This window comes from Mesorhizobium sp. Z1-4 (assembly GCF_004000235.1).
Classification (GTDB): domain Bacteria; phylum Pseudomonadota; class Alphaproteobacteria; order Rhizobiales; family Rhizobiaceae; genus RCIO01.
On sequence record NZ_RCIO01000002.1, the window covers coordinates 596,115 to 618,031 of the forward strand.

Here is a 21,917-nt window from a genome sequence, read left to right on the forward strand (position 1 = left end):
GCACATGCTTGGCTGCTCAGTCGATCACGTGCGCAGAATTCCGCGTATTGAGTTGCCGACATCACGGCAGGGACGTCGAGTAGTTTATTTGCGGGAAGACGTTGTCAACTACATCCGACGTCATCGAAATAGCGGCCCGCGCTTGCGTCATGAAAAGGCTTTATGGTCGGACAAGTCAGACGCCGACGGGAACTATGACCCGGTTGCTGCAGTTCGATGTCGTCCAAAGAAGTAGATGCCATGGCATTGTCGAAGAAGATATCGATAGGGCCTCTGACGATCCGCGAACACCTGAGGAATGGCACTAAATCTGGCTCGTGGCAGCTAGATATCCCACCGCACCTGAGCGGTACTGGCAAACGAAAACGCACTTCTTTTGCAGCGAAGAGGGATGCAGAAAACGCCGCCAAGCGACTACTGCGTAACGCCGACCTAAGGAAGACCGCGTTTAACGATGGTGCTGTTCCAGCAGGCATTACCTTCAAGGAAATATCTGAGCTTTGGGTCGAGTTCCAAAAGGGGCGCGTTGATACGGGAAAGAAACGGCAATCTAGCTTGGAAACTAATGCCTTCCAGTTGCGGGCGCTCTTGCGCTTCTTTGGTACGTCAGATGCCGGCACAATTTCGGAAGCTAACGTTACCGAATACCAGAAGGCCAGACTGGAGGAAGGAAGGCGTCCTAGGACGATTAATTCCGAACTCGCGACATTCAAGCAAGTTCTCTCGTGGGCCAAGAAACGCAGAATGATCCGTTCTGTGCCGGAATACGAGGCTATCCCTAGTCAGGCGCCCCGCCTGGATTTGCCAACAATAGACGAAGTTGCGGCGATATTAGCGAACATCCCGGACCGCCGGATAGCTGCGCTAGTCAGAACAATCGCCGAAACGGGACTGCGAAAAGGCGAAGTGTTGGCGTTGAGGTGGACTGACCTTGACCATCAAAAGAAGGCCATTCTTGTGCGTCCTCACGAGAGCTTCACGCCGAAGACCTACCACAGCCATAGAGATGTGTTCGTTTCCGGTCAGTTGCTTGAAGAGCTTGTAGGACTTCCCAAACTCTCTGATCTCGTTTTCCCGGGAAGGGGAGGTGTGAAGCGTACGAGCATAGCGAAGTCACTGAGGAATGCAGTCGTTGCCGCCGGAATTTTTCGTGATGGAGAACCAATGCACTTGAACCTCCATATGCTGCGCAAGGCGCATGCCACGTGGCAGGCTATGAAGGGAACGGACCCTTCGGTGTTGCAAGTTAGGCTCGGTCATGCCCCGGGGTCACGAGTAACGCAGCAGGTGTACGTTCACGCAACCCAAGCCGCGCAACGGCAGGCGACGATTGACATTCCGTCGAAGGGCAGGTTGGCAACAAATGGCAACAGCGGCGATTTGGACGCCACTATCCCGAAGGACGCTTGAAATCTAGTTCGTTGAAACTATTGAGATTTTGGATGGTGGGCGTGACAGGGATTGAACCTGTGACCCCTACGATGTCAACGTAGTGCTCTCCCGCTGAGCTACACGCCCATCCGAGGCGCGCTTACAGCATACCGGCTGGTCGCGGTCAATAGATGCGTCTGTGCAATGGCCGGCCGCTGGTCAGGCCGCTGCCAGCATGCGGTCGACCTCATTGACGAGATCGCGCAGATGGAACGGCTTGGAGAGGATTTTGGCATCCTTCGGCGCGTTCGAGTCCGGGTTCAGGGCAACGGCGGCAAATCCGGTGATGAACATCACCTTGAGGTCGGGATCGAGTTCTGTGGCGCGCCGCGCGAGTTCGATGCCGTCCATTTCCGGCATCACGATGTCGGTCAGAAGGAGGGAGAAGGCTTCCTCGCGCAGTCTTTCATACGCAGACGCCCCATTGTCGAAGTCGACCACGTCGTGCCCCGCCCGTTCCAGCGCCTTGACCAGAAAGCGGCGCATATCCTCGTCATCTTCCGCAAGGAGAATTCGTGCCATTGCCATTTCCGACAGCTTGATACCTTTCGGGCGGTCGCGCCCGTTAACCATACCGCTATATGTGCGGTGTCAGGTAAACATCAAGTGAATGGGAAGGCGCTGCCGCCATAGTGTTGTTTCTTTGCCCCATCAAGCGCGGCTGGACAGTGGCTGCGATATTGGGCACGCTCCGATCGTGGAACGGGACGACAAGGGTATGAGATGACGGCAGCCAGCGATTTCGCCTCCGTTGCGCCCTTCACGGTGGAGGAGGCGGCGGAGCAGCGCGTGCCCTTCGTGTTCAACTCACCGCATAGCGGCCGGTTCTATCCTGACAGATTTCTGGCAATGGCGAAGCTCGACGCCGATACGATTCGCAGGTCGGAGGACTGCTTCGTGGATCAGCTGTTCGGCGGTGTGGTGCGGCTGGGTGCGCCGCTTCTTTCCGCCAATTTCCCGCGCGCATATCTCGACGCCAACCGCGAACCCTGGGAACTCGATCCGCGGATGTTTTCGCAGCCGCTGCCGTCCTTCGCGAACGTTCGTTCGCCGCGCGTTGCGGGCGGGCTGGGCACCGTCCCGCGTCTTGTCGGCGAGGGGCTCGACATTTACGGCGGCAAGCTGCCGCTGCAGGAAGCGGCGGAACGCATCGAGTATCTGTACAAGCCGTACCACGAGACGCTGAAACGGCTGGTTGCGCAGACACATGCCAGGTTCGGTTATGCCGTGCTTGTCGATTGTCATTCGATGCCGGCCAGCATCCGCGTAGGCGACAGCGGCGTCCGGCCCGATTTCATTGTTGGCGACCGCTTCGGCGCTTCGGCGTCGGCCGCGCTTACGGAGCATGCAATCGACGTGCTTGCCGAGATGGGCTATACGGTCGCGCACAACAAGCCCTATGCGGGCGGGTTTATCACCGAACATTACGGGCGTCCGGCACGCGGCCTCCACGCACTTCAGATCGAGGTCAATCGCGGCCTGTATCTGAATGAACGGACATACGAGAAAACAAGCGGTTATGCCGCATTGGCGCATGATCTGACGCGTTTCGCGGCAGAACTCACCACATTACCCGACGCCTATCTCGAGGCAGCACCTCTGGCTGCCGAATAGGCGCCGGGCACTCAGGAAAAAACACGGCATGGCACGGAGCTCCCGCCTCGAGCCTGCATGCGAATCGCGTAGATGAGGCGGACTACCGAAAGGCGCTAACAGTGAACGACATGCTGGAATTCATGCGCAGCCTCGCAGCGGCTGCGGAGGCCGAGACCATGCCACGGTTTCGGCAACTGCCGGCCGTGGTCAACAAGCTGGGCAGCGGGTTCGACCCCGTTACAGAGGCTGACCGCGAAGCCGAACGCGCCATCCGCGCGCTGATTGGCGAGACGTTTCCGGACGATGGGATCCTGGGCGAAGAGTTCGGCCTCGCCAATGCGGACGCACTGCGCCAGTGGATCATAGACCCTATCGACGGCACGCGGGCGTTCATTTCCGGTATTCCGCTCTGGGGCACACTTGTCGGGCTGACGTCTGGCGGCCGGGCTGTCGCGGGAATGATGTCGCAGCCCTTCACCGGCGAACTCTATCTGGCCAATGACAGCGGTGCCTTCCTCGAACACCGGCAGGGCAAGCAGCGGCTTTCAACCAGCCGGGTGGACAACCTGTCGGAAGCGACGATGTGCACCACAACTCCGGCGCTATTCAGCCCGACCCAGCGCGAGGCCTATGACCGTCTGGAAAACGAGGTTCGCCTCGCCCGGTACGGCACCGATTGCTACGCATATGCGATGCTGGCGTCGGGCCATGTCGATCTGGTCGTGGAGCCGGGGCTCAACGCTTACGACATCGCTGCTTTGATCCCCATCATCGAGCAGGCAGGCGGCGTGGTCACCACGTTCGACGGCGGGCGTCCCGAAAATGGCGGCAATATCATCGCTGCCGCCAACGCCCGGCTTCACGAACAGGCGAGGGCGTTCATCGCCAATGTGTAACCGGTTCAGAACGCGGCTTGGTCGGAGCCCGGGATAAAGGCATCGAACGCGGCAAGGACCTGCTCGCGATAGAGGTCTGTTTCCTGCAGCAACTCGTGACGCGCGCCATCGACGCTAAGCAGCGATCCCGACCGCAGCCGTTCCGCATAGTCTTCCGTCGCCGGTGTCGAGACCACTTCGTCCGACCCGGCGGCGACGAACAGGGTTGGAATGTGGATGCGGGCCATGAATGCGGGGTCGGTCACGTGCACGACTGCCTGGCATACGGCGCGAATCCAGGCGACCGTGGGGCCACCCAATGCCAGTTCGGGATGCTCCTTGTAGATGAGCTGATTGCGGGCGAAGCGGGTCCGGTCGGTGGTCAGGAGATTGGTGGAGAAGGGCGGCGGTTCGGCGGGACGGGGTCCGGAGCCCAGATAGCGTTTCCCCATGCCGAAAAAATAGAGGACGCTTGCAATACGATGCAGGCGCGACATGGAGACCGTATTCCTTGCGAATGCCAGCAGAGGGGCGGTCAGAACCATGCGGCGAATGCGATTGATCATCTGCGGCGCAGCAAGGAGCGCAATCAGCCCGCCCGTTGAATGCGCCATCGCGTAGTAGGGCGGCCGGCAATCGGGAAGCGCAACATTCTCGAAGATCTCTTCCAGGTCGCCGACATAGTGGTCGAAGCTGTCGATATAGCCCCGTTGCGGATCGGAGATCAGCCGGTCCGAACCGCCTTGGCCGCGCAGATCGTAGGTCAGTACGGCAAATCCGCGGGCTGCCAGGTCGGCGGCGGTTTCAAAGTACTTTTCGATGCATTCATTGCGACCCTGAATCAGGAGTACAGTGCCTTTCAGCGGCCTGCCGGTCGCCTCAAATCGTGCATAGCGGATGATCTTGCCGTCGCGCATCGCGATCTTGCCCGGATGCGCCCTTGGCGGAACGGGGTTGCCGTCGGTTTCGAATAGCTGTCCCGCCTGCATTTCCATTCGCAGCTTGTGCCTTGTTCGCGCCCTGAGACGATTGGAATAAAAGGAGGCGGGCGAAAACGCAAAGTCAATCGGCAGCCTGCTTGCCAGCGGAAGAATCACGAAGGCCGGGCGGACCCTGCGGTGCCACCCGGCCTTCTGTCGGTTCCGGGCGGAAGGGACGTTGCACCCGGTTCCGGCTCAAGAGGCGGCACTTCGGCCGCCGATCTCCAGCGTTGAAACAAATCTATCGGGGGCTGTGTGAACGGTTCCGGAAACCGGTGTTCATCTGCTGTTCATCGCCGGAATATCGGAACTCTTGAAATGCCGGAACGGCACACCCAAATCATTGTCGTGGTCGCCAGGAAGGGGCCACTGACCCGTGCGAAACGGCCAAAGGCGCTTCGCTGAGAGGGTCAAACGCAAACATTGTTGCTTGAAAGAGGACAGACATATGCGTCACGTCGACTTTTCCCCGCTTTACCGTTCCACAGTCGGTTTCGACCGCCTTTTCAGCATGCTCGATACGCTCGGTCAGCCCGATAACGGCCAGACCTATCCGCCCTACAACATCGAACGTACGGGCGATGACGCGTATCGCATTTCAATGGCTGTTGCAGGCTTCGACGAGAAGGAAATTTCCATCGAAGCGCACCGCAACGTGTTGACTGTGAAAGGCGAGAAGGCCGAGGAGCGCGAGGATGCGAACGAGTTCCTGTATCGCGGCATTGCCGCCAGGGCGTTCGAGCGCCGCTTCCAGCTTGCCGACTTCGTTGAGGTCAAAGGCGCCGAGTTGAAGAACGGGCTGCTTCACATCGAGCTGAAGCGGAACATTCCCGAAGAGATGAAGCCGCGCAAGATCGCGATCGCGAATGGCGGCGGCAAGAAGGCTCAGCAGATCGAAGCCAAAGCCGCCTGACCAACTGCTGGACCTGCCGGTCAGGAGGCGGCGCTCGCAAGGGCGCCGCCTTTTCGTGCACGGAGCGTCAGATAGCGACGTTGGCCTGTGAGGGGCGGCGGCTGGCGCGCCTTGCCGTAAGCAGCCGGTCGAGGGACAGCGCTCCGGCGCCGCGCACCGCGAGATAAACCAGCGGGAAAATCCAAAGCAGGCGCTGGTCGGCGATGAGCCCGTCGGAGAACCGGTCGAACATCGCTCCAACCGTTTTGGCGCCAACCTGGTGAACCGCGATATCGACGTAGGATTGCACGGTGATGAAAACGATCATGCCGAGCGATGCGATGCGGGTAAGCAGCCCAACGATGATCAGCAGCGGCAGGACGAACTCAGCATAGGTGCCGGCAACGACCACAAGCGTCCAGGGAAAGAACGCCACCTGCGAAACATCGCCCCCAGCCGCTTCGACCGCAGGAAGAGCGATCTGGTAATAGGCGTTGTCGGAGACGCTGAAGAAACCGAGCAGGCCGTCACCGACCTTGGTCTTGGCTGAGTTGAGGAAATAGAAATACAGCACCGAGGCGAAGGCAAAGCGGGCGAAAAGGCCAAAGAACCAGCCGCGCGTGGCCCGGTCGGCCAGTCTGACCAATGTATCGTATATCGAGATCAGGGCACTCATATCGCTTTCCTCATCGTTTCACGTCCACGGCTTTAAATGCGCCGCTGCTAAGCATCATGCCGATAGCTGCCGACAGATCGAATCCGGTGTCGGCGGCAACAGCCGCCTCGGCTGCTTCGGCCAGCGTCTTCCCGGCAAACAGTGCATGCAGGAACGCAGTATCGCCGCCGGAAATTGGCGCGAGCCGGACCTCGAATTCCGGCCGGGTGATCAGTCCGTTTTCGGGCACGCCTGCGTTGATGCGCCTGCGTTCCTGCTCGTCACGATTGGCGTTGAAGATGGTGACGGCCGCGTATTGCGAGCGCACCAGCGCCGCCGCCGGATGTTTGGCGAAGCGTGCCTGCGGCAGCTTATCGGGAGCGATCGCCGATAGCGCACCAGGAGACAGGGGTGCCGCGTCGGCTGCATGATAGGCGCTCAGCCAGGCATGTTCGAGCCGCGCGACATCGGCGAGATAGGGCATGGTGGCTGCAGGTGCGAACGCTTCGATGAACGCGGCGAAATTTTCGCCGTAGCGAAACAACAGCGGCGATTTCGGCGGATTTTCGCGCACGAAAAGCCGCGCGAGATCGGCAAAACGTTCTTCGCCGACGATGCGGCAGACGGCGGGGAAGATATCGGCAAGCGCCTTGGTGAGGCTGACGGTTACATTGTTGCGGTAAACGTCGAAGCGCTTCGTCGGTATGCCGCCAAACGCGCTTGCCAGCCCCGCGGGCGTTTGTGTGCCCGGGTCGAGGATCGCGCCGCGAAAACCCCGCTCATACGCGGCGGCATCAGGCATGACGGCGGCCAAGCATGAATGAACTGGCGTGCCTGTCCATTATCGAGCGTGCGGCGGCGGCTTCAGACTTCAGCACCGGCCAGCCGGGAATATCGTTGTCCCATTCGACCAGGGTCGGGACCGGACCGCATTGCCCGATGACAATTTCATACAGCTTCCATACCGGGTCAGCGACAGGGCCGTCGTGGCTGTCGATCAAAAGCACATGACCTTCGCCATCGTCCTGCTCGGCATGGCCAGCGAGGTGGATCTCGCCGATCCTTTCGAGCGGGAACTGCGCCAGATAGTCCATGGCAGAGGTGCCGTGATTGGTGGCCGAAACGAATACATTGTTGACGTCGAGCAGTAGGCCGCAGCCGGTACGCTCGGTAACTTCCTCCAGGAAGTCGGTTTCGGAGTAGGTGGATTCCTCAAACAGCAGGTAGGTGGAGGGGTTCTCAAGAAGCAACGGTCTGCCGATGGCTTCCTGAACCTGGTCGATATGGGCGCACACGCGCTCAAGCGTTTCGGACGTGTAAGGCAGCGGCAGAAGATCGTTCAGGAACACGTCGTCATGTGTCGACCATGCGAGGTGTTCCGAAACCAATGCCGGCTCATAGCGGTGTACAAGCGCTGCAAAACGCGCCAGATGGTCGGCGTCGAGTTCGCCCTGGCCGCCGATCGACATGCAGACGCCATGCAGCGACAGCGGGAAACGTTCTCGCATGACCGTGAGCTGCCTGTGCGGCGGACCACCGTCACCCATGTAGTTCTCTGCGTGAACCTCCAGAAAGCCGTCGAACGCGCCGTCCTTCGAAATCGCTTCGAAGTGCTCCGGCTTGAAGCTGGCGCCCGACAGTCCGTCAATTGTGAAGCGCGGAAAGCGGCGAGGCGCGTTCACGGTTGAAACATGATGGTTCATGGCACCTTCCCGGCGGTGTCTGAATATATTGTATGAAGCAGAAGAGGCAGAAAGCGCAGCGCGCCTTCTGCCTCCCGACCCCCGCCCCAAACGGGTGCAAGGCGCACCCGATGAGGGAAGGCTCCGGTTGTACCCGATCAGGCCGGCAGGTCGCGCTCAAGCGGCTCAAGCGAGCCCATGCGGCCATCCGGAAGGTCGATATCCATGCAGGTGCCGGCCTCTACATAGGTCCAGGCATTGCCCTGATAGTCGACGCTCGATGTGCCGGCGCAGGTCGTGCCGGGACCGGCGGCACAGTCGTTCTTTCCGGCCATGGAGATGCCGTAGCATTTATCTTTTGCCTGAGCGACCGCGTCGGTAGCGGTGACAAGCGTTGCCGTGGAAAGGGCAGCGGCAACTGCGCCCGCGACGTAAGCTGCGCTGACGATTGTTCTGGTGGACATTAGGAGCTCCTCTAGCACTGAATTTGATCGCCGAACCGTCTGCCCGGCCCGCGAAATGTGCAAAGAGGTTTGCTCAATTGGAAATCAACCGAGCGAGAGCGGCCGTCACATGCCGGTCACGGATAGTTTGAACGCCGGTGCGGCAGACTACCGGATCAGTTCGCCGAAACGGTCGACCTCGCTTTCCGTCGTTGCGAAACTGGTGACGAAACGGGCCAAGGTTTCGCCGTCGCCGATTTCGCCTTCGAAGCTTGCCGGCCGGTGCCAGGGATAGAAGGATGCGCCAGAACTGGTCAGGTGCTCCTGCGTTGCCTTGGGCATGGTGACGAAAACCTCGTTTGCCTGCGGCTGCCAGGCAAGCCGCAAGGCCGACGCACGTTCGGCATGGGCGGCAAGCCGTGCTGCCATCCTGTTGGCGTGAGCAGCAGACTGCTTCCAAAGATCGTTTTCGAGATATGCATCGAATTGGGCTGCGACAAAGCGGGACTTCGAAAACAGCTGCGCCGAGCGTTTGCGCAGAAACGGCAGGTCGGCGCCCAGGTCGGGGTTGAGCACGATCACGGCTTCGGCGCACCAGCAGCCGTTCTTGGTGCCGCCAAAGGACAGCAGGTCTACGCCGGCTTTCCAGGTCATCTCCGCGGGGGTGCATTCGAGCGCCATCATCGCATTGGCGAAGCGGGCTCCATCCATATGCAGCGGGATCGAGTGGGCGCGTGCTATTGCCGCTATCTCCGCAATCTGCTCCAGCGCATAGGCGGTGCCCACCTCTGTTGCCTGCGTAATCGACACAGCCATGGGCTGGCCGGCATGAACGAATTCGGGCGGGTAGCGCCGGATTGCCGCCTCCAGAGCCGTCGGGTCCAGGCGGCCGAGAGCGCCGCCGACCGGGCACAGACGCACACCGCCAGCCAGAAACTCCGGCGCGCCGCATTCATCGTCCATCATGTGCGATTCGGAATGCGTGAAGACGACGCCGCCCGGTCGCGCCACCGCAGCCAGCGAAAGGCTGTTGGCGGCCGTTCCTGTGGCAACGAAATATACGGCGACTTTGCGCTCGAATATTTCACAAAGCCGCTCCTCGACCCGTGCATCCAACTGGCTCGCACCGTAGGCCGGCACATGTCCGGACGAGTGTTCTGTCAATGAAACTGCAATTTCAGGATGGGCGCCGGCCCAGTTATCCGATGCGAAGTTCATGCCGGCCCCTTTTCCATGTCGATGCCACGCGCTTTTTTGTCCGGTAATCGCAGGAGGGGCAAGTGCCGCAGGTACAAGCGCGCTGCGGTTAGGCTGATGGCGTAGGTGTGCGTATTTTTCTGTCGTTTCAGATACCGAGTGTGTAATTTTGTTTCGACAATGGCGCTGAATTATCACAAAAGCGTCTTGCGCGTGGCCAGGATTTCTGGCATCTAAGAGATAGGACAGTAGTGCTGTCTTATTTATGCAAGCGCTCGCAGCCGCAGTTGGCATATAATGGTGCCGCTCCGGCAAGGGCGATTTCCTGCGGGACTGCTGCTTTATGCCAGTTGCGCGGGGGCGTAAATCAGAGGTGGCCTGAACCGTTTTCGGTATGGCGGCCTCCGGCTTTTCGAAAGATATGCCGAGCAAGCAACCGGAGTGCGCTTTTCATGTGCCTTCGAAACGATTGACGAGCGCCAATGGGCACAATGTGGAGGACTGGATGATGACGGTCATGACACCATCCCCGACGACCGGAGCAACGCCGGCCGGTGAGACAAAGTCCGCCACAAAACGCAATGCAAGCGGCCTGCCGAACGCAGTCGGCCTTTATGATCCGCGCAACGAACATGACGCCTGCGGTGTCGGCTTCATCGCGCATATGAAGGGCGTGAAATCGCACGGGATCGTCAGGGACGGTCTGCAGATGCTGGAGAATCTCACCCATCGCGGCGCTGTCGGGGCCGATCCGCTGATGGGTGACGGCGCTGGCGTTCTGGTGCAGATTCCGCATGAATTCTACCGCGAGGAAATGGCGGCGCAGGGCGTGGAGCTGCCCGAGCCGGGACGCTACGGCGTCGGCTATCTGTTCATGCCGCAGGATCCTGAACTCAGGGCCCATATCGACGATGTCATTCGCGATGTCTGTCAGTCGGAGGGCCAGCCGCTTATCGGCTTCCGCGACGTTCCGGTAGACAATTCGTCGCTTTCCAAGGCGCCCGATATTGCGGCGGCCGAGCCGTTTCACAGGCAGGTTTTCATCGGCCGCAGCGAAGCGATCGACACCGAAGAAGAATACGAGCGCCGGCTTTATATCCTGCGCAAGGTGATTTCGGCGCGCATCTACGCGGAGACCGGCGGCGTCGACAACGGCTTCTACGTCGTTTCGATGTCGGCGCGGACGATCGTCTACAAGGGCATGTTCCTCGCCTATCAGGTCGGCGCCTACTACAAGGACCTTGTCGATCCACGTTTCGAGACGGCGCTGATCCTTGTTCACCAGCGTTTCTCGACCAACACCTTCCCGTCATGGAAGCTGGCGCACCCCTATCGCATGGTGGCGCATAATGGCGAGATCAACACCCTGCGCGGCAACGTCAACTGGATGGCGGCACGCCAGGCTTCGGTCGATTCCGAGCTTTTCGGCAACGACATCTCGAAGCTGTGGCCGATCTCCTACGAGGGCCAGTCGGACACGGCCTGTTTCGACAACGCGCTCGAATTTCTGACGCAGGGCGGCTACCCGCTCGCCCATGCGATGATGATGCTCATCCCGGAAGCATGGGCCGGCAACAAGCTGATGAGCAAGGAACGCGCGGCGTTCTACGAATATCATGCCGCGCTGATGGAACCATGGGATGGCCCGGCCGCCGTTGCCTTCACCGACGGGCGCCAGATCGGAGCAACGCTCGACCGCAACGGGTTGCGGCCTGCACGCTACATCGTCACCGACGACGACCGGGTGATCATGGCATCCGAGGCCGGTGTCCTGACCGTGCCGGACGAACAGATCAAGACGCGCTGGCGGCTGCAGCCCGGCCGTATGCTGCTGATCGACACCGAAGAAGGCCGCATCATTTCCGACGAGGAGATCAAGTCGGAGATCGCGACCAAGCACCCTTACAAGCAGTGGCTGGCGAACACGCAGCTCATCCTTGAAGAGCTGAAGCCGGTTGAGCCGCGCGCGCTGCGCAAGGATGTATCGCTGCTCGACCGCCAGCAGGCCTTCGGCTACACGCAGGAAGACACCAAGCTTTTGATGGCGCCGATGGCCACGACCGGCCAGGAAGCGATCGGCTCGATGGGTACCGACACGCCGATCTCGGCGATGTCGGACAAGTCGAAGTTGCTCTACACCTATTTCAAGCAGAACTTCGCGCAGGTGACGAACCCGCCGATCGATCCGATCCGCGAAGAGCTGGTGATGAGCCTTGTCTCCTTCATCGGCCCGCGGCCCAATATCTTCGATCTGGTCGGCACCTCGCGGCGCAAGCGGCTCGAGGTGCGCCAGCCGATCCTGACCAATGGCGACCTGGAGAAGATCCGTTCCATCGGTCACACCGAAGATCGTTTCGACACCAAGACGATCGACGTCACCTACGCCAGCAGCGAAGGCGCGACCGGGCTCACCGGCGCGGTCGAGCGTCTGTGCGAGCGGGCGGAAGCGGCGGTTGCGGGCGGCTACAACATCATCATCCTTTCCGACCGCCAGCTCGGTCCGGATCGCATCGCGATCCCGGCGCTGCTGGCGACTGCCGCCGTACACCATCATCTGATCCGCAAGGGCCTGCGCACCGCGGTCGGTCTGGTGGTGGAATCGGGCGAACCGCGCGAAGTGCATCATTTCTGCTGTCTGGCCGGGTATGGCGCCGAGGCCATCAACCCCTACCTCGCCTTCGACACGCTCCTCGACATGCACCAGAGCGGCGCATTCCCGCCCGAAGTCGACGCCCATGAGGTGGTGACGCGCTACATCAAGTCGATCGGCAAGGGCATCCTCAAGGTGATGTCCAAGATGGGCATCTCGACCTATCAGTCCTACTGCGGCGCGCAGATTTTCGATGCCGTCGGCCTGAAGACCGATTTCGTGGAGAAGTATTTCACCGGAACCGCGACGACCATCGAGGGCGTCGGACTGGAGGAAATTGCCCGGGAGACCACCGAACGGCATGCCCGTGCGTTCAGTGCCGATCCTGTGTTGCGCTCATCGCTCGATGTCGGCGGCGAATATATGTACCGCATGCGGGGCGAGGCGCATCTGTGGTCGCCGGACGCGGTGGCCGAGCTGCAGCATGCCGTGCGGCAGAATTCGGCCGAGACATTCGCCGAGTTCTCGGCGCGCCTGAATGCGACCAGCGCCGAAGCGAAGACCATTCGCGGCCTGTTCCACATCCATATGGCCGAGGAGCAGGGACGCAAGCCCGTATCTTTGGACGAGGTTGAGCCTGCGGTTGAGATCGTGAAGCGGTTTTCGACGGGTGCCATCTCGTTTGGCGCTATCAGCCGCGAAGCGCACACTACGCTGGCGCGTGCCATGAACGCCATCGGCGGCAAGTCCAACACGGGTGAGGGCGGCGAAGAGCCAGACCGGTTCATGCCACTGCCCAATGGCAAAGCGAACCCGGAGCGTTCCGCCATCAAGCAGATCGCCAGCGGGCGTTTCGGCGTCACGGCGGAATATCTCGTCAATTCGGACATGATGCAGATCAAGGTGGCGCAGGGTGCGAAGCCCGGCGAGGGCGGCCAGCTGCCGGGCCACAAGGTCGACGCCACGATCGCCAAGACCCGGCATTCAACCCCGGGCGTGGGCCTGATTTCGCCGCCGCCGCACCACGACATCTATTCGATCGAGGATCTGGCGCAGCTCATCTTCGACCTGAAGAACGTCAACCCGACAGGCGACGTTTCCGTGAAACTCGTCTCCGAGGTGGGCGTTGGAACGGTTGCGGCGGGTGTAGCCAAGGCGCGGGCCGACCATATCACCATCGCCGGCTATGACGGCGGTACCGGTGCCTCGCCGATGACGTCGATCAAACATGCCGGCAGCCCCTGGGAAATGGGCCTAGCCGAAACGCATCAGACACTTGTTCTCAACGGACTGCGCAGCCGCATCGCTCTACAGGTCGATGGCGGTTTGCGCACCGGTCGGGACGTCATCATCGGAGCGCTGCTTGGGGCCGACGAGTACGGCTTCTCGACCGCCCCGCTGATCGCAGCGGGCTGCATCATGATGCGCAAGTGCCACCTGAACACCTGCCCGGTCGGTGTTGCCACGCAGGACCCGGTGCTCAGGAAGCGTTTCAAGGGAACGCCCGAACACGTCATCAACTACTTCTTCTTTGTTGCCGAAGAGGTGCGGGTGCTGCTGGCGAAGATGGGCTTCCGCAACCTCGACGAAATCATCGGACATTCCGAGCTCCTCGAAAAGGAAGCGATGGTCGAGCACTGGAAGGCGAAAGGCCTCGACTTCTCGAAGCTGTTCTTCAAGCCGGAGGCAGCGGAAGAGGAAACGCGCTGGACGCAGCGCCAGAAGCATCCGATTGACGATGTTCTGGACCGCAAGCTGATCGACCAGGCCGCTCCGGCACTTACGGCGCGCGAGCCGGTGGAAATCGATGCACAGATACGCAACACCGACCGTTCGGCGGGTGCCATGCTGTCGGGCGCGGTTGCCAAGCGCTTCGGGCACAAGGGCCTGCGCGACGATACGATCCATGTCCGCCTTACCGGGACGGCCGGACAGTCGTTCGGTGCCTTTCTGGCGCGCGGCGTGTCGTTCAGTCTGGAGGGTGAAGCCAATGACTATGTCGGCAAGGGCCTTTCAGGCGGCCGGATCGTCATACGCCCGCCGGCAAAGGCCAAAACAAAAGCGGATCAGTCGATCATTGTCGGCAACACCGTCCTCTATGGCGCAATCGAAGGCGAGTGCTATTTCGCCGGCGTCGCGGGCGAGCGTTTTGCGGTTCGTAATTCGGGCGCCATCGCCGTCGTTGAAGGCGTGGGCGACCATGGCTGCGAGTACATGACGGGCGGTATCGTGGTCGTCATCGGCCAGACAGGCCGCAATTTCGCGGCCGGCATGTCGGGCGGCGTTGCCTATGTGCTCGACGAGGTGGGCGATTTCGCAGAGCGCTGCAATATGGCCATGGTCGAGCTTGAGCCGGTGCCCGAGGAAGACGACATGATGGAAAAGCTTCACCATCATGGCGGCGACCTCGATTACAAGGGCAGGGTATCCGTCGATGGCGACATGACGAGCCATGACGAAGAACGGCTGTTCCAGCTGATCTCGAACCATGTGAGCTACACCGGCTCCGAGCGCGGCCGAAACATCATCGACAACTGGGCCGATTTCCGGCCGAAGTTCCGCAAAGTCATGCCGATCGAATACCGGCGCGCGTTGCAGGAGATGGAGCGCCAAAGAATGGGGCTCGCGGCGGAGTAGCCGAAACAGAACCTACGGACACAGATTGTTCCGGCGCGTGGCGGCTGGGATACGAATGACGGAATTGAATGATGGGCAAGGTTACAGGCTTTCTCGAGATCGACCGGCAGGTGCACAAGTACCAGCCTGCGGCTGACCGCATCCGGCATTTTCGCGAATTCACGCTGCCGATGTCGGACAGCGAGGTGGAGAAACAGGCCGCCCGCTGCATGGATTGCGGAATCCCGTTCTGCCATGGCCCGAACGGTTGCCCGGTGCACAATCAGATACCCGACTGGAACGACCTGATATATGCGGGCGACTGGGATGCGGCGATCCGCAACCTGCATTCGACCAACAATTTCCCCGAATGGACCGGCCGGATTTGCCCTGCGCCTTGCGAGGAAGCCTGCACACTGAACCTTGAGGACATTCCGGTCGCCATCAAGACCATTGAACAGGCGATCGCCGACAAAGCCTATGAGACAGGCTATGTGCGGCCTTACCCGGCGGAGAAGCAGACAGGCAGGAAGGTTGCCGTTGTAGGTTCCGGGCCCGCCGGCATGGCAGCGGCCCAGCAGCTTGGGCGCGCCGGCCACGAGGTCCATGTCTATGAGCGCGAGAGCCGCCCCGGCGGGCTGATGCGCTACGGCATTCCCGACTTCAAGATCGAGAAGCACTATATCGATCGCCGCGTCGAGCAGATGCAGGGCGAGGGCGTGACTTTCCATTGCGGGGTCAATGTCGGCGTCGACAAACCGGTGGACGAACTGCTCGCCGAATACGATGCGGTGCTTTATTGCGGCGGCTCCGAAAAGCCGCGCCCTGCCGGTATTCCCGGCGTCGACCTGCACGGCGTCCATGACGCGATGCCTTATCTGGTGCAGCAGAACCGGCGGGTGGCCAACGAGGACATCCAGTCGGTCGCATGGCCGTCGGAGCCCATTGTCGCCGGCGGCAAGCATGTGGTGGTCGTTGGCGGCGGCGACACGGCATCCGACTGTGTCGGCACGGCATTCCGCCAGGGCGCCGTCCGTGTCACGCAGCTCGACATCCGCCCGCAGCCGCCGGAGAAGGAAGACAAGCTCACCGTGTGGCCCTACTGGGCGACCAAGATGCGTACTTCGTCTTCGCAGGCTGAGGGCGCGCAGCGCGAGTTTCAGGTCGCTACGCTCGAATTTGTTGGCGAAGACGGCGAACTCACCGCGGTGAAGTGCTGTGAGGTCGACGAGAAGCGCAAGCCCGTAGAAGGCACCGAGTTCTTCATTCGCGCCGACCTCGCATTCATCGCCATCGGCTTCGCAGGTGTGCCTGAAGGCGGATTTGCCGGCAATCTCGGCGACCGGCTTGAAATGGCGCAGGACGCGCGGCGGTCGCACAATGTGGTCGCCAACGAAGTCGATTACCGGACAAGCGTCGACAAGCTGTTTGCAGCCGGCGATGTGCGCCGCGGCCAGTCGCTGGTGGTGTGGGCGATCCGCGAGGGCCGGCAGGCGGCGCGGTCAATCGACGAGTTCCTGATGGGCACGACGCTGCTGCCGCGCTAGGCGTCAGCGGTTGATCGACGTTGTGGTCTCAGTCGCATCCGTGGGTGCGCCAGGCACGGCCGCATAAGGCGGAGCGGAGAAATTATCGGCGCGTCCTTCCCTCGGCGGCGGCGCAATACCTTCCATTGAGAGTTTCTCGCCCGGGGTCCGCGGCTCGCGCCTGAGCTGAGTTCCCGCGGCTCCAAGCAGGCTGTCGCCGCCGTCCAGTTCCGCGCCGCCAAGCGCCACCGGGCTGGTGCGGGTGATCTCGGGGATCTCCTCGGGCGCAATGTCGAGAGGCGTCAGCGGCTCCAGACCAAGGCTTGCCACGCCTGCGCCCGCGGCCGACCCCAGCAGCCGGTTGAGCGGCCGCTCGACATAAAACGCGACCTTGCGTTTGCCGTCGCGCGTCAGGTTGATGCCGTCCGAGCCACGCAGTCGTACCCGCTGCCCGTTCATATCGGGGCCGACGGAAGAAAAGGCACCGTTTTCGTCCACGAAGCCATCCCAGATATCTATGAACTGGCCGCCAGCGCCCTCAACGACGCCACGGAAGACATCGTTGAAAGCGAGCATGTCATTGCTCATGGAGCTGGATTTGAATGAGGGCAGGCCGACCCAGAAAAGCGGCAATCCGCGGTCTCGGATTTCCTTCACCAGGCGTCCGGCGCGTGCACCGTATTCCTCAGTCCATTTGGCGCTGCGCACCTTCTCGCGGCTGCCTTCAACAAGAAGCTGCTGGCGATCGTTGGAGCCGACCATGACGATGACCAACGAAGGCTTTTGTTCCTCGATGATCGGTCCGATCGCCGCCGGCCAGTCGTAATAGTCGTCTCTGACCAGGCCAGAAGAGCCGCTGGTGATCGACACTATACGGATGCCCGGAGACTGGGCGTAGGCCGTGACGAGGCCTTCCGCGAGCCCATCGGCCAGAAAGTCGCCGACAACCAGAATGACGCGGGCGTTTTCCTGTTTGTCGACAGCTTCCGGTTCAGGCACGCGGACGACATTGGATGTTCGCTGCGTCCCGCTATTGCGTGTCGGCGCTGTACGCTCGGTTCGTTCGATCTTCTTGCCCCCGAAGAGGACATCGAACAGCGTGCGCCGCTCCTGCGCCAGTGCCGGCGCGGAATACATGACCAGAAGCTGGGCGAACGCAATCAGCGCCGCAAACAATGCGATGGTTAGCCTGATCCCCGATTTCTTCGGCAGGCGCCTGTGGCCCAATTCCGCACTCCGTTAGTACCTACGCAGGGTCGAAAGAACTTCTTTGCTGGGGTGCCCGTCCTGCGTCAAGCCCAGCCGGCTCTGGAGTGCCTTTATCGCGTCGCGGGAACCGCTGCCGATCTTTCCATCAATCGGGCCATTGTAATAACCCAGTGCGGAAAGTCGGCGCTGCAACTCCTCGGTCTCTGACGATGTCAGCCGCGTGAAAGGCCTGTTCCAGTCTCGCTGGAGACCCGAATAACCGGCAATTTCGTCGGCAAGGAGGCCAACGGCAAGCGCATATTTGTCGGCATTGTTATAGCGCTTCAGAACGAAGAAGTTCTTGGTCATCAGGAAAGCCGGGCCGTCGCGGCCCTGCAGGACCTTCAGTTCGGCATTGTCGCCACCGCGGGGGAAGTCCTTGCCGTTGGCGCGCACGACGCCGATCGAAGCCCAGCGGTCGAGGCTCATCGATCCGCCGGGGAATTTGCGCCCGCCCGGCAGCGAGACCTCGTAGCCCCATGTGTGGCCGGTGCGCCAGCCGTTGCGGGCCAGCAGGTTTGCGGCCGTCGCCAGCGCATCGGGAATGGAATTCCAGATGTCGCGGCGTCCATCTCCATCTACATCGACTGCATAAGCCTCATAGCTGGTTGGGATAAACTGGGTGTGGCCCAGCGCGCCCGCCCATGAGCCGGTCAGATGCGAAACGTCGATGTCGCCGCGCTGCAGGATTTTCAGCGCCGCGATGAGCTGCTGGCGGGCATATTTCGCGCGTCGCTTGTCGGCATAGGCGAGCGTTGCCAGCGAGCGTACCGCATTGCGCATCACACGGTCGTTCTTGAGGATTTCGCCATAGTTGGATTCAATCGACCAGATTGCGAGGAGGATGTGGCGGTCGACACCGAACTTGGCTTCGATGTGATCGAGCCACGGCTTCCACTGCCGTGCCAGCTGGCGTCCGATGGTGATGGCGCTTTCGTTGACCCGGTTGTCGAAATACTCCCAGACCTCGGCGCGGAATTCCGGCTGGTACCGGGCTTTCTCGAGCACCTCGGGGTCGGGTGCGGTTACGCCGCGAAATGCGCGGTCGAATGTGTTTCCGTTGATGCCGCTTTTGGCTGCAACCGAGCGGAACTGCGATACCCAGCGCTGAAATCCAGCGTCAGCGGCGGCTTCGCTCATCGCAAGCGCAAGGAACAATCCTATTGCAGCTGCGACACGTGTTGCGGCAACCGAGATCGCCTGGGCGTTCATTGTCAGCCTCCTTCGATATGCTGAAAGAACCATCATTCGCCGATTGCGGTTAGGAAACAGTTTACCAAACTACACAGGAAGTCATACTAATCGTGCCTGAACGCCCTCTTGGGGGAACCGACTGCCCCGTGCGTTCAATATTCGTCAATTCCGGCGTGAAAGTGTCCCAGGCCGGTATTAACGGGAGAGCGGGGCTCAAAACGATGACCAGAGTACGCAAGGCGGTGTTTCCCGTGGCGGGTTTGGGAACGCGTTTCCTGCCGGCCACCAAGGCGATTCCGAAAGAAATGCTGCCGGTCGTCGACCGGCCGGTAATCGACTACGTGGTCGAGGAGGCCCGGGAAGCCGGCATCGAGCATTTCATTTTCGTCACCGGGCGCAACAAGGGCGTTATCGAAGACCATTTCGACGTCCAGGTCGAACTCTACGATACGCTTGCGCAGCGCGGTAAGGACCATGTGCTCGGCGACCTGCAGCGAATGCAGCCGGCGCCCGGCCAGGCAAGCTTCACACGGCAGCAGAAACCGCTCGGTCTCGGCCATGCCGTATGGTGCGCCCGCGAACTCGTCGGCAACGAACCGTTTGCACTGCTTCTGCCCGACATGATCATGCAATCGGACCCGGGCTGCATGGCGCAGATGATCGGGCTGTACGAAAAAACCGGCGGCAATGTCGTCGCGGTGCAGGAGTGCGACCCGTCGGAGACGCACAAATACGGCATCGTCGGTCGCGGACGTGCCACCGGAGACGGCTTCGAGATCACCGAGATGGTGGAGAAGCCGGCGAAAGGCAAAGCTCCTTCCAATTTCTATCTCAACGGCCGGTATATCCTGCAGCCGGAGATATTCTCCATCCTTGCCAATCAGGCGCGCGGCGCCGGCAACGAAATCCAGCTGACCGACGGTATGCTCAAGCTGAAGGACAAGCAGGATTTCTTTGCTTACCCATATTCGGGCCGTGCTTTCGACTGCGGCTCGCCGGAGGGGTTTGTCGAGGCAAATCTTGCATTTGCGCTGCAGAGAGAGGATATGCGCGAGCGCATCGGCGGAAATCTCGCTGGCCTGCTCAGCGAGGCCGCAGGTCTTTCCCGGAAACGCTCCCGCGCCTAGGTATCGTGCGGCTAGCGCCGCAGCGTAAGCCCCAGGAACACGGTACTGGTCTGAGATCCGCGCCCGGCAACATTGCTTGAAACGCGTTCATGCGAAGCTCTGCCGGTGACGCCGGCAAACCTGTTCAGCCACCAGGTCAGGCTGAGCTCACCGTTGAGCGTGAGGTCCCGGTCGGCACTTGCCGCGTAACGCCTCCACCCGGCGCCCAACGTCGCCGTTCCGGTCAGGTTGGCGCGCATCTGGCGCGTGAGCGAGACGGACGCATCGTAAAGCACGGAGCCCGACGATGCCGGGTTGGTGGAGCCTTCTACTTCGGTCCCCGCATTCAGCGCAACAATGGTGCCCCGCATGGGCGACCAGTTGATCTGGGCATCGACGGACAGGGCCGAAATCGATGCAAGCCGCGAATCGTCGATCGTTTCGCCAAGCCAGCCGGCGGAAACCTCGCCGTTGAGCTTTTCGCCCAGGTCGAACTCAACGCCGCCGCGGGCTCCGAATATGTTGGCGGACCGGGCGAAACCGCCGCTGTCGAGCCGCTGGTCGTAGTTCCTGCGCCCGTATTCGAGCTCGATAAACGGCACCAGCGCTGGCGAGATTTCATAGCCGCCGCGCAGCGTTGCCGAATAAAGCGTGTTGTTGCGATCGGCCTGGGAAAGGGTGCCGCCGCCCGAAAGCGTCGCGTTGCCATACGTATTGCGGGCGACTTCGCCTGTAAGCGAGGCGCGCAGCTTGCCGGCATGTTTTTCCACGCCGAGAGTGCCTGTCAGCGTCTGGCGCAGCGCCCGGCCTGCTGTGCCGGAGAGGACCGTGGGTGAGGTGGCCGCTTCCGGCCCGCGCGAATAGCCGGCGCCGGCGTTAACGCGATAATCGTTGCCAACATCGACGACGCCGGCTGCATCGGCGCTGCCGGTGAACTCGGAAAAGCCGGTTCCGGTGATCGAAGTGCGGTAGGTGCCGTCGAGCGACAAGGTCGCAGAATGGCGCGACCACTGCGATGCCGCCTCGATATTCAGATTGGTGGACGACAGAAAGTCAGAGCTGCCGCCCGCCGTCGACTGGTTGTTGGAGGTCCATTCAATGCCCTGGCTAAGCGTCGGGCGCAGCAGGAACGAACCAATTCTGATGCCGGGCGCGGCATATGGGTCGTCTTGCTGTTCGGCCGGGATCGCTTCGATCGCGCCGACCCTTTCCGACGACACGCGCGCCGCCGTGTTACGCTCCTCGTCGCCAGCGATGGCGCTGCCGGTGCGGACGGTGCCGGTTGTCAGCGTCGTATCGTCGGCCTGTTCTTCCCCGACGAGCCGTTCTCCGGCGGTCTGGCTGCGAGCCGCTGGGCTTTGCTCTTCCTGGCCGGTGTCGGCTCTATCCGCCGTGCTGCGCCGGCGCACCGTACGCGCCGCGGTGAGGTCGTTGGTCGCGATCGCGCCGGGTTCGACATAGCCGTCGAGTTCGGCTTCGGGGGCCTCGTCAGGCAAAGCTCCTTCACTGACGGGACGATAGCGCGGCGCTGATGTCGCCTGCGGCAGCTCAGTGCTGCGCTCGGCAAATCGGGGCCGGGTACTCGGCAGCGGTGCCATGCCGTTTTCCTCGGTGGCGATAGCACCGCGCAGCGTGGTGTTTTCCTGGGCGGCGGCGCTCGTCGCAAAGAAGGCTGCCCAGCCGAGCGCGACGGCGGTCGCGATGGCAGAAATGCTGCATGCTGAATTGTCGATGGGCCTGACGCGCGACCTCGTCACCAGACTGCTTCCTCGGCGACTTCTGTTCTTTCAGCGCCGCAAAGCGCCAATCCTTGCCGAACCGTAAACAGCGATGGTTAACGGAGCGTTGATTTTCGGGTGAACGCCAAGGACAGGACGATCGCGCGA

17 protein-coding genes and 1 tRNA gene are annotated in these 21,917 nt (G+C 61.4%); 7 read left to right on the forward strand and 11 right to left on the reverse strand.

What is annotated here, in order from left to right; translation table 11 throughout:
• Positions 1-216 precede the first annotated feature (216 nt).
• Entirely contained in the window at positions 217-1,410 is a 1,194-nt protein-coding gene (locus EP165_RS09925; protein ID WP_127521953.1) for a tyrosine-type recombinase/integrase, read from the forward strand.
• Between the two features lie 33 nt (positions 1,411-1,443).
• On the opposite strand, the gene EP165_RS09930 is transcribed toward EP165_RS09925, so the two are convergent.
• Together EP165_RS09930 and cpdR are read right to left on the reverse strand one after the other, a co-directional pair.
• Positions 1,444-1,518 (reverse strand) — tRNA-Val (locus tag EP165_RS09930).
• Between the two features lie 72 nt (positions 1,519-1,590).
• Complete coding sequence (gene cpdR, locus EP165_RS09935) at positions 1,591-1,953, reverse strand: cell cycle two-component system response regulator CpdR (protein ID WP_127521955.1); 363 nt, start codon at positions 1,951-1,953, stop codon at positions 1,591-1,593.
• Between the two features lie 201 nt (positions 1,954-2,154).
• Between cpdR and EP165_RS09940 the strand changes: the two genes are divergently transcribed.
• Positions 2,155-3,045 (forward strand): N-formylglutamate amidohydrolase, encoded by an 891-nt coding sequence (locus tag EP165_RS09940; RefSeq protein ID WP_127521957.1) that lies wholly within the window; start codon positions 2,155-2,157, stop codon positions 3,043-3,045.
• 101 nt (positions 3,046-3,146) lie between these two features.
• A complete protein-coding gene (hisN, locus tag EP165_RS09945) occupies positions 3,147-3,923 on the forward strand; it encodes a histidinol-phosphatase (protein ID WP_127521958.1) in 777 nt (258 codons plus the stop codon).
• 5 nt (positions 3,924-3,928) lie between these two features.
• Here the strand turns inward: hisN and EP165_RS09950 are convergent, their stop codons facing one another.
• Positions 3,929-4,891 (reverse strand): alpha/beta fold hydrolase, encoded by a 963-nt coding sequence (locus EP165_RS09950; RefSeq protein ID WP_501981674.1) that lies wholly within the window; start codon positions 4,889-4,891, stop codon positions 3,929-3,931.
• A gap of 439 nt (positions 4,892-5,330) precedes the next feature.
• On the opposite strand from EP165_RS09950, the gene EP165_RS09955 reads away from it, so the two are divergent.
• On the forward strand, positions 5,331-5,795 hold the full coding sequence (locus EP165_RS09955) for an Hsp20 family protein (RefSeq protein ID WP_127521962.1): 465 nt from the start codon (positions 5,331-5,333) through the stop codon (positions 5,793-5,795).
• A 67-nt stretch (positions 5,796-5,862) separates the two neighbouring features.
• Here EP165_RS09955 and EP165_RS09960 read toward each other — a convergent pair whose 3' ends face one another.
• The 5 genes from EP165_RS09960 to EP165_RS09980 all read right to left on the reverse strand — a co-directional run bounded on the left by EP165_RS09960 (position 5,863) and on the right by EP165_RS09980 (position 9,772).
• Positions 5,863-6,450 (reverse strand): DoxX family protein, encoded by a 588-nt coding sequence (locus EP165_RS09960; protein ID WP_127521964.1) that lies wholly within the window; start codon positions 6,448-6,450, stop codon positions 5,863-5,865.
• Between the two features lie 10 nt (positions 6,451-6,460).
• Complete coding sequence (locus tag EP165_RS09965) at positions 6,461-7,231, reverse strand: HvfC/BufC N-terminal domain-containing protein (protein ID WP_127521966.1); 771 nt, start codon at positions 7,229-7,231, stop codon at positions 6,461-6,463.
• Entirely contained in the window at positions 7,224-8,132 is a 909-nt protein-coding gene (bufB, locus tag EP165_RS09970; protein ID WP_127521968.1) for an MNIO family bufferin maturase, read from the reverse strand. Before bufB ends, EP165_RS09965 begins: the two co-directional genes overlap by 8 nt.
• A gap of 137 nt (positions 8,133-8,269) precedes the next feature.
• The gene (locus EP165_RS09975) at positions 8,270-8,575 is read right to left on the reverse strand and encodes a BufA1 family periplasmic bufferin-type metallophore (RefSeq protein ID WP_127521970.1); all 306 of its coding nucleotides are present in this window, start codon (positions 8,573-8,575) and stop codon (positions 8,270-8,272) included.
• A gap of 147 nt (positions 8,576-8,722) precedes the next feature.
• Positions 8,723-9,772 carry a threonine aldolase family protein gene (locus EP165_RS09980; RefSeq protein WP_127521972.1) on the reverse strand — a complete coding sequence of 350 codons (1,050 nt, stop codon included), beginning with the start codon at positions 9,770-9,772 and terminating at the stop codon, positions 8,723-8,725.
• A 487-nt stretch (positions 9,773-10,259) separates the two neighbouring features.
• Here EP165_RS09980 and gltB point away from each other — a divergent pair, with 487 nt between their 5' ends.
• Together gltB and EP165_RS09990 are read left to right on the forward strand one after the other, a co-directional pair.
• Positions 10,260-14,978 (forward strand): glutamate synthase large subunit, encoded by a 4,719-nt coding sequence (gene gltB / locus EP165_RS09985; protein ID WP_127522602.1) that lies wholly within the window; start codon positions 10,260-10,262, stop codon positions 14,976-14,978.
• A gap of 71 nt (positions 14,979-15,049) precedes the next feature.
• Complete coding sequence (locus EP165_RS09990) at positions 15,050-16,504, forward strand: glutamate synthase subunit beta (RefSeq protein ID WP_127521974.1); 1,455 nt, start codon at positions 15,050-15,052, stop codon at positions 16,502-16,504.
• A 3-nt stretch (positions 16,505-16,507) separates the two neighbouring features.
• Here EP165_RS09990 and EP165_RS09995 read toward each other — a convergent pair whose 3' ends face one another.
• A complete protein-coding gene (locus EP165_RS09995) occupies positions 16,508-17,710 on the reverse strand; it encodes an SGNH/GDSL hydrolase family protein (RefSeq protein WP_245440092.1) in 1,203 nt (400 codons plus the stop codon).
• A 12-nt stretch (positions 17,711-17,722) separates the two neighbouring features.
• Positions 17,723-18,943: a lytic murein transglycosylase gene (locus EP165_RS10000; RefSeq protein WP_127521976.1), complete on the reverse strand. Its 1,221-nt coding sequence runs from the start codon at positions 18,941-18,943 to the stop codon at positions 17,723-17,725.
• Between the two features lie 203 nt (positions 18,944-19,146).
• Between EP165_RS10000 and galU the strand changes: the two genes are divergently transcribed.
• On the forward strand, positions 19,147-20,052 hold the full coding sequence (gene galU / locus EP165_RS10005; RefSeq protein WP_127521978.1) for a UTP--glucose-1-phosphate uridylyltransferase GalU: 906 nt from the start codon (positions 19,147-19,149) through the stop codon (positions 20,050-20,052).
• A gap of 11 nt (positions 20,053-20,063) precedes the next feature.
• Here the strand turns inward: galU and EP165_RS10010 are convergent, their stop codons facing one another.
• Positions 20,064-21,788, reverse strand: a complete 1,725-nt coding sequence (locus tag EP165_RS10010) for an outer membrane beta-barrel protein (protein ID WP_127521980.1) — start codon at positions 21,786-21,788, stop codon at positions 20,064-20,066.
• Between the last annotated feature and the right edge of the window lie 129 nt (positions 21,789-21,917).

Bases quoted from the DNA above. Each gene is read 5' to 3' on its own strand.
- EP165_RS09975 (WP_127521970.1), bottom strand. From the start codon at position 8,575: ATGTCCACCAGAACAATCGTCAGCGCAGCTTACGTCGCGGGCGCAGTT.
- EP165_RS09990 (WP_127521974.1), top strand. From the start codon at position 15,050: ATGGGCAAGGTTACAGGCTTTCTCGAGATCGACCGGCAGGTGCACAAG.
- gltB (WP_127522602.1), top strand. From the start codon at position 10,260: ATGACGGTCATGACACCATCCCCGACGACCGGAGCAACGCCGGCCGGT.
- galU (WP_127521978.1), top strand. From the start codon at position 19,147: ATGACCAGAGTACGCAAGGCGGTGTTTCCCGTGGCGGGTTTGGGAACG.
- bufB (WP_127521968.1), bottom strand. From the start codon at position 8,132: ATGAACCATCATGTTTCAACCGTGAACGCGCCTCGCCGCTTTCCGCGC.
- EP165_RS09940 (WP_127521957.1), top strand. From the start codon at position 2,155: ATGACGGCAGCCAGCGATTTCGCCTCCGTTGCGCCCTTCACGGTGGAG.
- EP165_RS09955 (WP_127521962.1), top strand. From the start codon at position 5,331: ATGCGTCACGTCGACTTTTCCCCGCTTTACCGTTCCACAGTCGGTTTC.
- EP165_RS09980 (WP_127521972.1), bottom strand. From the start codon at position 9,772: ATGAACTTCGCATCGGATAACTGGGCCGGCGCCCATCCTGAAATTGCA.
- cpdR (WP_127521955.1), bottom strand. From the start codon at position 1,953: ATGGCACGAATTCTCCTTGCGGAAGATGACGAGGATATGCGCCGCTTT.
- EP165_RS09925 (WP_127521953.1), top strand. From the start codon at position 217: ATGTCGTCCAAAGAAGTAGATGCCATGGCATTGTCGAAGAAGATATCG.
- EP165_RS09950 (WP_501981674.1), bottom strand. From the start codon at position 4,891: ATGCAGGCGGGACAGCTATTCGAAACCGACGGCAACCCCGTTCCGCCA.
- EP165_RS09965 (WP_127521966.1), bottom strand. From the start codon at position 7,231: ATGCCTGATGCCGCCGCGTATGAGCGGGGTTTTCGCGGCGCGATCCTC.
- EP165_RS09960 (WP_127521964.1), bottom strand. From the start codon at position 6,450: ATGAGTGCCCTGATCTCGATATACGATACATTGGTCAGACTGGCCGAC.
- EP165_RS10000 (WP_127521976.1), bottom strand. From the start codon at position 18,943: ATGAACGCCCAGGCGATCTCGGTTGCCGCAACACGTGTCGCAGCTGCA.